The sequence below is a fragment of the Bradyrhizobium sp. USDA 4506 genome (assembly GCF_054058795.1).
This window is the reverse complement of sequence record NZ_JBSSBM010000002.1, coordinates 5,020,972-5,033,640: the sequence shown is the minus strand read 5'-3', so window position 1 is coordinate 5,033,640 and position 12,669 is coordinate 5,020,972. Positions and strand designations below refer to the sequence as shown.

General features: G+C 64.0%; 12 protein-coding genes. 4 read left to right on the top strand and 8 right to left on the bottom strand.

The window, feature by feature from the left end:
• Nucleotides 1-2: 2 nt before the first annotated feature.
• A complete protein-coding gene (locus ACVIHF_RS26065) occupies nucleotides 3-1,172 on the bottom strand; it encodes an acyl-CoA dehydrogenase family protein (protein ID WP_057019287.1) in 1,170 nt (389 codons plus the stop codon).
• Between the two features lie 152 nt (nucleotides 1,173-1,324).
• Here ACVIHF_RS26065 and ACVIHF_RS26060 point away from each other — a divergent pair, with 152 nt between their 5' ends.
• Nucleotides 1,325-2,248 (top strand): LysR substrate-binding domain-containing protein, encoded by a 924-nt coding sequence (locus ACVIHF_RS26060; RefSeq protein WP_028334965.1) that lies wholly within the window; start codon nucleotides 1,325-1,327, stop codon nucleotides 2,246-2,248.
• A gap of 111 nt (nucleotides 2,249-2,359) precedes the next feature.
• Here the strand turns inward: ACVIHF_RS26060 and ACVIHF_RS26055 are convergent, their stop codons facing one another.
• Nucleotides 2,360-2,953: a thiamine pyrophosphate-dependent enzyme gene (locus ACVIHF_RS26055; protein WP_456792755.1), complete on the bottom strand. Its 594-nt coding sequence runs from the start codon at nucleotides 2,951-2,953 to the stop codon at nucleotides 2,360-2,362.
• Nucleotides 2,953-3,513: a phosphonopyruvate decarboxylase gene (locus tag ACVIHF_RS26050; protein ID WP_456792754.1), complete on the bottom strand. Its 561-nt coding sequence runs from the start codon at nucleotides 3,511-3,513 to the stop codon at nucleotides 2,953-2,955. The genes ACVIHF_RS26055 and ACVIHF_RS26050 overlap by 1 nt, the downstream gene beginning before the upstream one ends.
• Before the next feature lie 367 nt (nucleotides 3,514-3,880).
• Between ACVIHF_RS26050 and ACVIHF_RS26045 the strand changes: the two genes are divergently transcribed.
• Both ACVIHF_RS26045 and ACVIHF_RS26040 read left to right on the top strand, forming a co-directional pair.
• Nucleotides 3,881-5,599, top strand: coding sequence for an adenylate/guanylate cyclase domain-containing protein (locus tag ACVIHF_RS26045; protein ID WP_456794123.1), 1,719 nt, complete (start codon nucleotides 3,881-3,883; stop codon nucleotides 5,597-5,599).
• A 179-nt stretch (nucleotides 5,600-5,778) separates the two neighbouring features.
• Nucleotides 5,779-6,732, top strand: coding sequence for an ABC transporter substrate-binding protein (locus tag ACVIHF_RS26040; protein WP_456794122.1), 954 nt, complete (start codon nucleotides 5,779-5,781; stop codon nucleotides 6,730-6,732).
• A gap of 79 nt (nucleotides 6,733-6,811) precedes the next feature.
• Here ACVIHF_RS26040 and ACVIHF_RS26035 read toward each other — a convergent pair whose 3' ends face one another.
• Nucleotides 6,812-7,615, bottom strand: a complete 804-nt coding sequence (locus ACVIHF_RS26035) for an isocitrate lyase/PEP mutase family protein (protein WP_456792753.1) — start codon at nucleotides 7,613-7,615, stop codon at nucleotides 6,812-6,814.
• A 68-nt stretch (nucleotides 7,616-7,683) separates the two neighbouring features.
• Nucleotides 7,684-8,583 (bottom strand): alpha/beta fold hydrolase, encoded by a 900-nt coding sequence (locus ACVIHF_RS26030; RefSeq protein WP_456792752.1) that lies wholly within the window; start codon nucleotides 8,581-8,583, stop codon nucleotides 7,684-7,686.
• Between the two features lie 103 nt (nucleotides 8,584-8,686).
• On the opposite strand from ACVIHF_RS26030, the gene ACVIHF_RS26025 reads away from it, so the two are divergent.
• Nucleotides 8,687-9,196 (top strand): MarR family winged helix-turn-helix transcriptional regulator, encoded by a 510-nt coding sequence (locus ACVIHF_RS26025; protein ID WP_456792751.1) that lies wholly within the window; start codon nucleotides 8,687-8,689, stop codon nucleotides 9,194-9,196.
• 239 nt (nucleotides 9,197-9,435) lie between these two features.
• On the opposite strand, the gene ACVIHF_RS26020 is transcribed toward ACVIHF_RS26025, so the two are convergent.
• The 3 genes from ACVIHF_RS26020 to ACVIHF_RS26010 all read right to left on the bottom strand — a co-directional run bounded on the left by ACVIHF_RS26020 (nucleotide 9,436) and on the right by ACVIHF_RS26010 (nucleotide 12,652).
• Nucleotides 9,436-9,699 (bottom strand): hypothetical protein, encoded by a 264-nt coding sequence (locus ACVIHF_RS26020; RefSeq protein ID WP_456792750.1) that lies wholly within the window; start codon nucleotides 9,697-9,699, stop codon nucleotides 9,436-9,438.
• 40 nt (nucleotides 9,700-9,739) lie between these two features.
• On the bottom strand, nucleotides 9,740-11,278 hold the full coding sequence (locus ACVIHF_RS26015) for a methyltransferase domain-containing protein (RefSeq protein ID WP_456792749.1): 1,539 nt from the start codon (nucleotides 11,276-11,278) through the stop codon (nucleotides 9,740-9,742).
• 99 nt (nucleotides 11,279-11,377) lie between these two features.
• Nucleotides 11,378-12,652, bottom strand: a complete 1,275-nt coding sequence (locus tag ACVIHF_RS26010) for a cytochrome P450 (RefSeq protein WP_456792748.1) — start codon at nucleotides 12,650-12,652, stop codon at nucleotides 11,378-11,380.
• Nucleotides 12,653-12,669: the final 17 nt, after the last annotated feature.

Sequence of the window (12,669 nt, the reverse complement as noted above, 5' to 3'; positions counted from 1 at the left end):
ACTCAGTAGGAGCGGGGCATGCCGAGCACATGCTCGGCGACGTAGGACAGGATCAGGTTGGTCGAGATCGGCGCCACCTGATAGAGCCGGGTCTCGCGGAACTTGCGCTCGACATCGTATTCCTCGGCGAAGCCGAAGCCGCCATGGGTCTGCACGCAGGCATTGGCCGCTTCCCAGGACGCATCCGCCGCCAGCATCTTGGCCATGTTGGCCTCGGCCCCGCAGTCGAGACCGGCTTCATATTTGCGGGTGGCTTCCTTCACCATCAATTCGGCCGCGCGCATCGAAGCGTAGGCCTTGGCGACCGGGAACTGGATTCCCTGGTTCTGGCCGATCGGCCGCCCGAACACGCTGCGCTCCTTGGCGTAGTTGGTGGCCTTGGCGATGAACCACTTGGCGTCACCGACGCATTCGGCCGCGATCAGGATGCGCTCGGCATTCATGCCGGACAGGATGTAGCGGAAACCCTTGCCTTCCTCGCCGATCAGATTCTCCGCCGGCACCTTCATGTCGGTGAAGAACACTTCGGTCGTGGCGTGGTTCATCATGGTGCGGATCGGGCGGATCTCCAGCCCCTTGCCCTTCACCTCGCGCATGTCGACGATGAATACCGAGAGACCGTCGGTGCGCTTCTTCGACTGCTCCTTCGGCGTGGTGCGCGCCAGCAGGACCATCAGGTCGGAATATTCGGCGCGGCTGGTCCAGATCTTCTGGCCGTTGACGACGTAATGGTCGCCCTCGCGGCGCGCGAAGGTTTTTAGCGACGACGTGTCGGTGCCGCTGGTCGGCTCGGTGACGCCGAACGCCTGCAGCCGCAATTCGCCGGTCGCGACCTTCGGCAGATACTTCGCCTTTTGCGCGTCGTTGCCGTGCCGCAGCACGGTGCCCATCGTGTACATCTGGGCGTGGCAACCGCCGCCATTGCAGCCGGCGCGCTGGATCTCTTCCAGGATCGCCGCCGCCGCCGACAGCTTCAGGCCGGCGCCGCCATATTCCTCGGGGATCAGCACCGAGAGATAGCCGGCCTCCGTCAGCGCATCGACGAATTCCTTCGGATAGGCCATCTGGCGATCGAGCTTGCGCCAGTATTCGCCTGGAAACTGCGCGCAGAGCTTTGCCACGGCGTCGCGGATGTCGGAATGGTCGTCGGTGTGTTGTTCGTGTGCGGTCATTGTTTCGTCTTGCCGAGAGGTTGCGCCAGAGCGTTTTCGAGCGAAGTGGAAATCGGTTCGCGTGAAGAAAACGCCCGCTGTTGTGGGGCCCCGGTAAACTCCCTATGCTGTTTTGTTATAGCGTATGAACCTGCCTTCCAGGATTGGCAAGTATGGATTTCCGCCAGCTTAGGACCTTTGCGTGCGTCGCGGAACTCGGGAGCCTGAGCAAGGCATCCGATACCCTGCGGGTCGCGCAGCCGGCGCTGAGCCGGCAGATCAAGCTGCTGGAACACGAGCTGCGCACCGAATTGTTCACGCGCAACGGCCGCGGCATGGTGCTGACCGATGCCGGCCGGCTGCTGCTGGCGCGCACCAGCGGTATCGTGCGGCAGATCGACCAGATCCGCGACGACATCCAGTCCGCCGGCGGCGCGCCGTCCGGGCGCGTCGTGCTCGGGCTGGTGCCGACGGTGAGCTGCGTGCTGTCGGCGCGGCTGGCGCGGCGCACGGTGGAGCGCTATCCCGGCATCTCGCTCTGCATCGTCGAGAGCTACAGCGGCCATCTGATCGAGTGGCTGCATCGCGGCGAGATGGACCTTGCCGTGATCTATGGCCCGTCGGTCGATCTGCATCTGGCGGTGCAGAGCCTCGGCCGCGACAGCATCGTCGCGGTCGGCCCGCGCGGCAGCGGGCTGAAGCCGAAGAAGCAAGTCGACTTCGGCTGGCTGATGCGCCAGCGCCTGGTGCTGCCGAGTCACTCGCACGGCCTCCGTGCGCTGCTCGAACATGCCGCGGCGAAGAAGAAGATCGATCTCGACGTCAAGCTCGAGGCGGATTCGTTTCGCGTACTGACCAGCCTGGTCGAGGAGGGGCTCGGATATACCTTGCTGCCGCCGTCCTCGGTCCGCGCCGAGGTGGCGGAGGGCCGGCTCGAGACCGCCGCCATCGCGCGGCCGGCGCCGCGACGCGAGCTGACCCTGGCCTCGCCGGTCGAGCATCCCGGCTCCAACGCGATGACGCTGATCGCGAAGCTGTTGCGCGACGAGGTCGCCGCACTGCGCGCCGAGGGGCTCTGGGATATCCAGCTCGCCTGAGTTCCGTCATTGCGAGGAGCGATAGCGACGAAGCAATCCATCCGTCCGCGAATGCTGCGCGATGGATTGCTTCGCTTCGCTCGCAATGACGGGGTCGCACGCATTCTGCTCTCAGCTCACCTTGAAGCCGAGATGGCCGCGGAAGCGGTTCTTCAAATAGGTGCCGTCGCGCGGCGGCAGCGCGCGCTCGACCTCGCCGGCGGCGATGCGAATGCGCGCCAGCCGCGGACCGCCGCCGAGATCGCGCAGGCTGGTGCGGAAATTCTCGATGCCGGCCATGTCGGCGATCTCACAGACATTGCCGATGCCTGCGCCGCTCGCAATCACTTCGAGCCTGGCGCCGAGGCCGGAGTGACTCGGCTGCATGCCGGTCTCGCCGAAATGGCCGTTGTCGAGCACCGCGATCGAGAGATTGCCGGGCTGCTTGGTCGCGATCGTCAGCAGGCTGCCGATCCCCATCAGCTGCTCGCCGTCGCCGGTGATCACGAGCACGGGGCGCTTCGGTTGCGCCAGCGCGAGGCCGAGCCCGACCATCGCCGCGCCGCCCATCGCGCCCCACAGATAGAAATTGCCGGGATGCTCGCAGGCGTCGAACACGTCGTAGGAGGAGGAGCCGAGCCCGGAGATCACGAGCAGCTCGCCGCGGTCGGCGAGCAGCGCCTTCACGGCGGCGCGGCGATCGAGAGTACCTGTTGATGCCGACATCAGTGCGTCTCCCTGGTCCACTTCTTGCGGCCGATCATCCGCTGCGAGATCAGCACCGCGACCTGCTGGTCGCCGTCATAGGCGAGCGAGGCGGCGGCCGAGATCACCTCCTCGGCATCGTCAGGGTTCTCCAGCCGCAGCACGGTGGTGCCCATGATCTCGAACGCCTGCGGCGTCGCCCGGCCCATCGGGATCTGCCAGGGATTGAACTCGGCCCATTCGCCGCGCATCGTCACCAAGGTGAGCAGCGGGAAACGGCAGCTCGCCATCAGCGACAGCATGTTGACGCAATTGCCGACGCCGCTCGATTGCATCAACAGCACCGCGCGATCGCCGCCGAGCCAGGCGCCGGCCGAAAGCGCCACGCCCTCTTCCTCTGTCGTCAGCACCGTGGTCTTGATGTCGGCATCGGCGTGCGACAGCTTGATCAGCTTGGAATGTCCCGCATCGGGAACGTAGGACACCTGTGCCACGCCAAAGCTCTTCAGCGTGCGGTAGATCGCAACCGGCCAGTTCCGGCTGGTCGCGCTGTCCTGGTGAACGGCAATCTGGTCCATCATGGCCTCGGCGGTAGCGTTTTCGAACGAACCGGGTACCGGTTCGCGAAGAAAAACGCGTCAATACAAGGGACGCGCATTGGCGCGTCCTCACACCGCTGGCTTTAAGCCAGGTCAGGGGTTTATTCTCTTCGCATCTGGCTCGCCCAGCTATGCCGGAATTTTATAGGGCCAGGGTTTCGCAGGGCCGACGCAAGCGAAATGGCGGCCGGAGCTGGCTGCGTCCTTTGGTCGGGTCGAACGACAGCCCCATTACGGGCTAAAACGACGCTCTATGCTAGAAGATGCCGGTTGGCGGCAGCGCCGGGCTTCATTTTCAAGGCTTCATTTCGCATATCGATATATCCGTCGCATTTTCAGGGATCAGGGCATGATTGTCCGAGATCGGTTTCGCGGCCTCTTCCCAAAGTATTTTCTCGCACTGTTCCTGGCCGTCGCGCTTCCGCTCGTGATCAACGGGTCGATCGAAGCCTGGTTCGGTTACCGCGATCAGCGCGCAAGGCTGGACCAGTTGCTCGGTGTTCAGGCGGCTTCCGCGGCCGCTGAAATTCATAACTTCATCTCCGACATTGCAAGCCAGCTCGGCTGGCTGGTCCAGCTTCCCTGGACCGACGAGGTCGATGAGGGACGCCGAACCGATGCGTTGCGTCTGTTTCGTCAAGCGCCGGCCGTCGTCAGCCTGACACTCATCGACAACAATGGGTTGGAGCGTCTCTACGTCTCACGGGTCGGCCTCAATCGAATTGAAAGTCGTATCGACCGATCGGCTGAACCTGCGCTGGTCGGCGCCCACGCGCGCCAGGTTTGGTTCAGCGATGTCAGCTACAACAGAGGCTCGGAGCCGTATTTGACCATTGCGCTCGTGGGTAACCGATCCGCGGTCGGCGCAGTCATCGCCGAAGTCAATCTCAAGCTGATCTGGGATGTCGTATCGGCGATCAAGGTGGGAGAGACCGGCCTCGCTTTCGTGCTGGACCGGCCGGGCCGTCTCATTGCCCATCCCGACATCAGCCTCGTCCTCCGCGGGCTGGAAGAAACAACCTCCCAGCCGTTTCGCACCATACGCGACGCGATCGGCCCGGGAGCGGGCTTTGCAACGGGCCGCGACGGACAGGGACGTCCGGTTGCTGCCAGCGCGGCTCCTGTAACAGGTCCCGATTGGACCGTCGTGGTGGCGCAGCCGCTCTCCGAGGCTTACGCCCCGATCTATGCCGCGTTGCGACGGACCACAGTGCTTCTCGCAGGCAGCACCGTATTTGCAGGGTTGCTCGCCTATGCATTCGCGCACCGGATGACCGAGCCGATCAGGCTGCTCGAGGAGGGGACGGAGCGGATCGGCGCCGGATCGTTCGAGCACCGCATTTCGATCCAGACCGGGGACGAATTTCAGCGTCTGGCAAGCAGCTTCAACAGGATGGCGGGCGAGCTCGCGCTGGCGCAGCAGCACCAGGAGCGGATCGCGAAGCTCAAGCGGTTTCTCGCGCCTCAAGTCGCCGATCTCGTCGATCGTGCCGGCGATGACAGCGTGCTTGATGGCCGCCGCACCGATGTCGTCGTTGTGTTCTGTGACTTGCGCGGATTCACCGCGTTTTCCGCAGGCGTCGCTCCCGAGGAAGTCATGAGCGTGCTGTCCGAATATTATGAGGTTCTGGGCAGGGTCATTGCGCGCTTCGAAGCAACCCTCATCAGCTTCTCGGGAGACGGGTTGATGGTGCTGGTGAACGCACCCGTGCCGGTCGAGGAGCCGGCGCTGAGAGCTGTCGACCTTGCGACCGAAATGCAGAAGCGCGTGCAAGGCTTGATCGGCGGCTGGCGGTCGCGGGGCTACCAGGTTGGCTTTGGAATAGGGCTTGCCAGTGGATCGGCGACGGTTGGGCGGATCGGCTACGAAGACCGGCTCGATTACACGGCCATCGGCAGTGTCGTGAATCTCGCCGCCCGCCTGTGCGCATCTGCCGCAGATCGGGAAATCCTGATGGACGCAGGGACCGCCGCAAGCGTCAGAGGCAAGCGCTCCCTCGAGGATATCGGGAGTCGGCAAATCAAGGGCTTCGATGACGCCATTCCGGTGTTCGGAATATCTTTTTGATGTGCGTTGGCAGATGCCGACCGGAGCGGTTCGGTGCAGTCCATTGGCGACTGGCTTCGGATCGTGGGATATACTTCCGCCGACGGCGAACGCCAGCGGGTCGATAGAGCATGAGTTGCGCTCACTCTCGTGCAGCCACATCCCACGGACGCGGCAGCCGGCGTGAGGTCCTGTTGTTGATGGCCACCGCCGCGGCCTGGACCACATCCTCGCGGGCGCAGAAGCCGTCGATGCCTGTGATCGGCTATCTTTGTCCGGAATCGCCGGAGTTGTTTGGCAGCCGGCTGAAGGCTTTCCACCAGGGACTTCGTGAAGCCGGCTTTGTCGAGGGCCGCGACGTTGCGATCGAATATCGATGGGCCAATGGGCAATATGCCCGGTTACCTGCACTGGCCGGCGAATTGATCGCGCGCGACGTCGATGTGGTGGTTGCGCCCGGCGGCGCGCCCGTCGCGCTCGCCGCCAAGGCTGCCGGCGTCACCAAGACAATCGTCTTCGAGATGGGCGGCGACCCCGTTCAGCTGGGTGTGGTGGACAGCCTGTCGCGGCCGGGAGGCAACATCACGGGAATCTCGAGCCTGAGCGTCGACGTGTCGCCGAAGCGGCTCGAGTTGATGCACGAACTTCTGCCGGCGGCGAAAACGTTGGGGGTCGTGACCAACCCGACAAGTCCAACCGCCAGCTCGCAACTGCAGAGGCTTCAGGCCGCTGCCGAAACTTTAGGGGTCCATCTGCAGATATCGAGGGCAAGCAAGGAGGAGGAGTTCGAAGCCGTATTCGCTTCCGTAGAGAGAGATTCGACAAACGCGCTTGTTTTCACCTCCGATCCCTATTTTGCATTTCGCAGCCGGCGATTGGCCGATCTCGCACTGAAGTATCGTGTTCCCGCAATCACGCAGACCCGGGATTTCCCGACAGCCGGAGGCTTGATGAGCTATGGCGGAGATTTCGTGCAGTCGCATCGACGCGCGGGCGTCTACGCCGGCCGGGTTCTGAAGGGTGAGAAGCCTGCCGATCTTCCGGTTCAGCTGGTCACCAAGGTCGAGTTCGTCATCAACCTGAAGACCGCCAAACTGCTTGGCCACGAGTTCTCTGCTTCAGTCGTCAGCGGCGCAGACGAAGTGATCGAGTGACTCGTTCATGAACCTGGTAGTCCGGCCGGCACGGGCTGAACGGTCCGGCCGGACCGTGACATCGCGTGCGCTCACGTGCTCAACTGCCGGGCTGTAGAAACGCGCCGTATTGCTTGCTCGTGGCGACCGCGGCGGCCGCCTGTCCGATGACACGCATTGCCGCCATCATCGGCCACGGCCCAAGGCTCACCCTGCGAACACCGGCGCGGGCGAGCTCCCCGATTTCGGGCACACCTTGCGTTACCATGATGTTGACCGGCAGCGGCGTGAGCTGAACGAGCCTCGCGATCAGTGCAAGGTCGGTGAGCCCCGGCACAAAAATTCCGTCGGCGCCCGCATCGGCATAAGCTTCCGCGCGCCTTGCCGCCTCATCCAGACATTGCTCCGGCGAGCCGAACTTCAGCAGAAACGGATCGGTTCGCGCATTGATGAAGAGGTGAACGCCGAGTTTTTGCGCGGCGTCCCGCACCGCCCTGATCTTCGCGGCATGCTGGTCCGGAGCGACGAGCTGCCGCTTTCCGCCAACAAGCCCGTCCTCGATGTTGATGCCGATCGCGCCGGCCTTCAGGATCCTTGCCGCCGAATGCGCGGCGGCATCCGGCGTGTCGCCATATCCCGCCTCCAGATCGATCGACACCGGAACCGGCACCGACGCGGTCATCCGCGAGACCAAGCCTTCCACGATGTCGAGCGGGGCATTTTCGCCGTCGGCGTAGCCGAGTGCGGATGCGACCGCGCCGCTGCTGGTCGCCACTGCCGGTGAGGCCTTCGCGATCGCCTTGGCGGTGGCGACGTCCCAGGCGTTGAACAGGACAAGCGGATCGCCCTGCTTGTGAAGTCGGTGAAACGCTTCGGCGTAGTGCTGCTGTGTCGTGGCGTCCATTGCGCGCACTCCTTCTCAGGGAAATTGAAAGATCTCGACTGACGCGGCCGCTGCTCGCGCGCGGGCGTTTAGTTGTCGGCGTGGGTGGTGAACCAGTCCATGATCAGACCTGTGACCTCGGCCTCGCGCTCGAGATGCGGGAAGTGTCCGACATCGGGCAGGACGATGCGCCGATGTGGTCCCTTGAAGAGCGGCTCTTCCTTGATCGAATACCGCGCCGTCGGATCGTTGCCGCCATAGATTGTCAGCGTCGGTGTATGCATGTCGTTGATCGGCAGCCGGCCCGCAACTCCCGCATCGACCAGGCCATTGTAGTATTTCAGCGCCGCCTTCATGGTGCCGGGAGAGCTGAGCGTCTCCTTGACCGAGCGGAGATGCTCGTCGTTCTGCAGGGTCGGCGACCACAGCTTCCAAAGGTAGTCGACGAAGGGAAGTCCCTCGATGTTGACCGCCGAGTGAGCGCCAGGCACCGTGAAGAAATAGACATGGAAAACCGATCGAACGGCATCGGGATCGCTCCGGAGGCTTGGGATTGTGATCGGGTGCGCGGTGTTCATGACCACCGCGGCCTTGATCGCCGACGGCGCCGTGCCCAGTGCCTGGAAGGTTGACGTACCGCCCCAATCCATGCCGACGACGTAGGCCCGTCCGTCGTCGCTCAGCGCCGCGATCAACGCTTCGAGATCCTGGCCCAGCGCGATCGGATCGAAGATGCCGTCGGCCGGAATCTCGGTCGGCGCATAGCCGCGCAGGAACGGCGCGACCGCGCGATAGCCGGCATCCGCGAACACCTGCAGCTGCTTTCGGTACGACCAGGCGTTGTCGGGAAAGCCATGCATGAACATGACGAGCGGTCCGCTGCCTTGTTCGAGATAGGCAAATCGCACGCCGTTGGCCTGCACGTATTTCAGGGCGGGTTCGCTGCCGGCGGCGTCACGCGTTGCCAGTGCGGTGCTTCGGGTCGTCATCGCTGCTCTCCATTTGTGTCGTCGTTGCGCTCCCGGAATATGTGCGTAGCGCACATATATGGTCAAGTTGTTTTTTGTGCGCAGTGCACATATTATTCCCGGCATGGAACACGGAATCGCTAATCTGCTGGGCGCGCTGTCGCTCGCTGTCATGGATCGTATCGAGCAAGGCGCGCGCGAGGTCGTCGGTCGCGGCGGCGAAACGCCCGCGGCGCTCATCGTCATCGGCTATGGTCAGGGCATGACCAACGACAAGCTGAGGCGGATCCTTGGCCTGTCGCACTCCGGAACGGTCCGCCTGGTCGATCGGCTGGTTTCGGATCGGCTTGTCGAACGCCGGGCGGGCAAGGACGGCCGCGAAGTCGCCTTGCACCTGACGGCATCGGGCGCTGCGTCCCGGAATGAACTGCTGGCGTCGCGGATTTCAGCCGTGACGTCGCTGCTGGACGTGCTGTCATCGGCTGAGAGGAAGCAGCTTGCAACGCTGATCCGCGAGCTGCTGGCAAGGCAGGACACATCCGAGATGGATCGCTTCACGATCTGCCGGATGTGCGACGACCGGGTCTGCACCAATTGCCCGTTGCCGACCAGCAAGGGCCAGCACGCGCGCTAGAGAGGTTACTCTGAATCGAGCGGCCAACTCCGCTCACCTCGCCCCGCGTGCGGGGAGAGGTCGGAACGCATCGCTAGATGCGTTCCGGGTGAGGGGGAGTTTCCGCAAACACAGCTATCACCGCTTATGCGGAGAGTGCCCCTCACCCCAACCCTCTCCCCGTAAGAACGGGGAGAGGGAGCGCGGTGCCATCGCGGCCGCTATTTGACCTCATCTCCTCACGCTCCAGCAGCTTGCCGTCAGCGCGCGCTCTTGCCCGCCATGAACACGTACATGTCCCAGAACGTCTCGGGATGATCGACCTCGAAGCGGTGCCACTGATCGAGATTGGTCTCGTCGGCCGCGCCGGGAAACTTCTTGCGGAATCGGTCGAGCACCGCCGGGTCGTCAAACGGCTCGAATCCTCCAAACGTCAGGCCGTGTTCACTGAGGAATGCCGCGATCTCCGGAATCGTCAGGCGGTGTTCCATGACGTTGAACAGCAGATCGCGGCAGCCGCTCATGCTGTAGAAATCCTTGGCGCCGATCAGCGGTTTCCATTTGTCAGCTTCGCGGAAGATGTCCTGCCGGCAGCGTCTGATGTCGTCGGCGGTGGCGCGATAATTGCGCGCCGCGATGCGATCGCGGGCCTCGACGATGACGCGGCGCGCCAGATCGCTGTAGAGCCCGATGCGCATCGTGCCGCCCGGCCGCAGCAGCGAGACCAGCACGCGCCAGCCGGCCAAGGGGTCGGCAAGATGATGCAGCACGCCGACCGAACTCGATGCTGTCGAAGCTGCGATCGATCGAGGCCAATTCCAGGATGTCCGCCTGCGCATACTCGATGTTGCGCAAGCCGAGCTCCCGCGTCTTGCGGCGCGCATAGGCGAGGCTGGTCATGCTGATGTCGACGGCAAGCAGGCGGGCGTTGGGATAGACCTGCGCGATCTGGATCGCGTGCGAGCCGGTGCCGCAACCCGCGATCAGGATATCCCGTTCGGCTCGCTGGTCCGCGGTTGCGACGGTCCTTCCCCGCGCCCGATCGGCGGCGAAGGCCGTCAACGGGTTGACGGTCCAGCGCGGATAGGGATTTTCCTCGTATTGGCGCATCACCTCGACGGACATGTCGTTCCTGATCGGAGTGAGCGCTGCAATAGCGCTGCGCTCTTCGATCTCCTCGCGCGGCTCGCGAAGCTGCACCCGCAACAGGCCGGCGACGGCCGCGGGCCAATCCCGGCGCAGCAGCGCGTCCGCCGTCGGCAAGGCATGAAGCGGGAAGTAAGTAGCGACAACGGCGAGCGTGAGCGGCGTGATCGCAGCGCCCGATGCCAGGTCCTGCAGCAACCGGTCGCGCAGCGCGCCCGCGCCTTCGCTTTCCGCCGCGCTCTGCGCATAGACATATTCGTTGATGAAGCACTGCCGCGCGAGCGCGCAGGCAAAGGCTACGATATCGTCGTCGACGTCATCCTGATCCGGCTTGCTCGCGAGCCGCAACAGCTCGGCCCGCGCATATCCGAACAGCACCTCAAGCTGCATGCTCGCCAGCGTCGTCGTTTCCATCGCGCAGCGCAGGAACAGGTCGTTCGCGAGCGGGGCGACGCCTTCGCTGCCGAACAATTCGACGCTCGTGACCGGTAGCGGCCACTTGCTTGCAATCCGCCCGACATAGCTGGTGACGGTCGGGCTCTGCAGGATGAAGCCGACCGCCTTCGCGTCCATGCCGAGCGCCAGCGCCTTGCTGAAATGCGCGGCCGCCTTGCTGCGATTGCCCAGCGCCTGGTAGGAATTGCCCGCGTTGTAATGGCAGGGGGCATTGACGTCGTCGTCAGCAATCGCTTTCGTGAACATCTTCGCGGCAGCCCGGTGATCGCCGGCAGCCTGCGCCATCAGGCCGAGAAGATTCAGGCTCTGCACATGGCCAGGCTCGCGCGCGAGAATCTGCCGGCAGATCTCCTGCGCTTCGTTGAAGCGGCGCATCCCGTAGAAGCGGCTGGCCTCAGCGGCGAGGCCGCCAATGCTGACACCCGTGGAGCCGAAGGCAGGTGCGTTCTTGCTGGACGCGTCCCGTTGCTTCCCGGCGGCACGCCGCTCTTTTCGGTTCATGTTCCGTCAACTGGCCCAAGCTGCAAGACGCGGTGCATCAACCACCACGCCCGGGAAGACATAGGGCCGATCGTCTTTGTGGCCAAGGACAATCTGGCTTCAGCCCGGGATCCGCACCGGCAGGTTCTCGATGCCGCGGACGAAGCTGGAATAGACCCGCTTCGGCTCGCCGACCACCTCGATGCGGTCGAAGCGCTTCAGCATCTCTTCCCAGACGATCCGAAGCTGCAACTCGGCGAGCCGCATGCCGACGCAGCGGTGGATGCCGAAGCCGAACGACAGGTGGATGCGCGGCCGCGGGCGGTCGATGATGAACTCGTTCGGACGATCGATCACCTCGTCGTCGCGGTTGCCGGAGACGTACCACATCACGACGCGGTCGCCCTTCCTGATCGTCTTGCCGCCGATCTCGGTGTCCTGAAGCGCGGTGCGCCGCATATGCGCCAGCGGCGTCTGCCAGCGGATCACCTCCGGCACCATGGTGTCGATCAGTGCGGGATTCTCCTTCAGCTTCCTGAACTGGTCGGGATGCTCGTGCAGCGCCAGCACCGAGCCGCTCATGGTGTTGCGCGTGGTGTCGTTGCCGCCGACGATGAGCAGGATGATGTTGCCCATCAGATTGTCGGGGTCCATGTGCCGCGTGGCGTCGCTATGCGCCATCATCGACAAAAGGTCGTTGCGCGGCGGGGCGTTGACGCGCTCGTTCCAGAGCTTCGAGAAATAGGCGTAGCACTCGTCCATCTCCTGCCGCCGCTCCTCCGGCGAGTTGACGACGCCGCTCTTCGGCAGCGCGGTGGAGACGTCGGACCAGCGCGTCAGCTTGCGCCGCTCCTCCCAGGGGAAGTCGAACAGCGTCGCCAGCATCTGGGTGGTCAATTCGATCGAGACGCGCTCGACGAAGTTGAAGGTCTCGTTGCGCGGCAGATTGTCGAGCACGCTGGCCGAGCGCTGCCGGATCAGCTTTGCCAGCTCGTCGAGATGCGTGGGCGTGAACATCGGCGACACGGTCTTGCGCTGATGGGCGTGCCTCGGCTGGTCCATCGCAATGAAGCTCGGATAGTCGTAGCCGGGCGGCACGTCGCGGATCGAGATGCCGCCGAGCGTGGAGTCCGAGGAGAAGTTGCCGTGGCTGGTGTCGACATGCATGATGTCGTTGTACTTCACCACCGACCAGTACGGCTCGATCGGCGCATTGGTGCAGTAGTGCACCGGCTCTTCCTGGCGCAGCCGCTCGAACCACGGCCACAGCGTGTCGTTCTGGAACAGCTTTGGCGCGCCGGGATGAAAGTCCTTGAGCGGTGTCGAATACGCTTCCTCGCGGGCCTGGCGCAGCAGCTCGGCCCGGTCGGCACGGATGGCGGTCTGGACGTTCATGTTCCTTAATCCCGGTT

Excerpts from the sequence above, each read along its gene's own strand:
- ACVIHF_RS26020 (WP_456792750.1), bottom strand. The coding sequence starts at position 9,699 with ATGAGCGGCTGCCGCGATCTGCTGTTCAACGTCATGGAACACCGCCTG.
- ACVIHF_RS26040 (WP_456794122.1), top strand. The coding sequence starts at position 5,779 with ATGGCCACCGCCGCGGCCTGGACCACATCCTCGCGGGCGCAGAAGCCG.
- ACVIHF_RS26010 (WP_456792748.1), bottom strand. The coding sequence starts at position 12,652 with ATGAACGTCCAGACCGCCATCCGTGCCGACCGGGCCGAGCTGCTGCGC.
- ACVIHF_RS26055 (WP_456792755.1), bottom strand. The coding sequence starts at position 2,953 with ATGTCGGCATCAACAGGTACTCTCGATCGCCGCGCCGCCGTGAAGGCG.
- ACVIHF_RS26035 (WP_456792753.1), bottom strand. The coding sequence starts at position 7,615 with ATGGACGCCACGACACAGCAGCACTACGCCGAAGCGTTTCACCGACTT.
- ACVIHF_RS26030 (WP_456792752.1), bottom strand. The coding sequence starts at position 8,583 with ATGACGACCCGAAGCACCGCACTGGCAACGCGTGACGCCGCCGGCAGC.
- ACVIHF_RS26050 (WP_456792754.1), bottom strand. The coding sequence starts at position 3,513 with ATGATGGACCAGATTGCCGTTCACCAGGACAGCGCGACCAGCCGGAAC.
- ACVIHF_RS26025 (WP_456792751.1), top strand. The coding sequence starts at position 8,687 with ATGGAACACGGAATCGCTAATCTGCTGGGCGCGCTGTCGCTCGCTGTC.
- ACVIHF_RS26065 (WP_057019287.1), bottom strand. The coding sequence starts at position 1,172 with ATGACCGCACACGAACAACACACCGACGACCATTCCGACATCCGCGAC.
- ACVIHF_RS26015 (WP_456792749.1), bottom strand. The coding sequence starts at position 11,278 with ATGAACCGAAAAGAGCGGCGTGCCGCCGGGAAGCAACGGGACGCGTCC.
- ACVIHF_RS26045 (WP_456794123.1), top strand. The coding sequence starts at position 3,881 with ATGATTGTCCGAGATCGGTTTCGCGGCCTCTTCCCAAAGTATTTTCTC.
- ACVIHF_RS26060 (WP_028334965.1), top strand. The coding sequence starts at position 1,325 with ATGGATTTCCGCCAGCTTAGGACCTTTGCGTGCGTCGCGGAACTCGGG.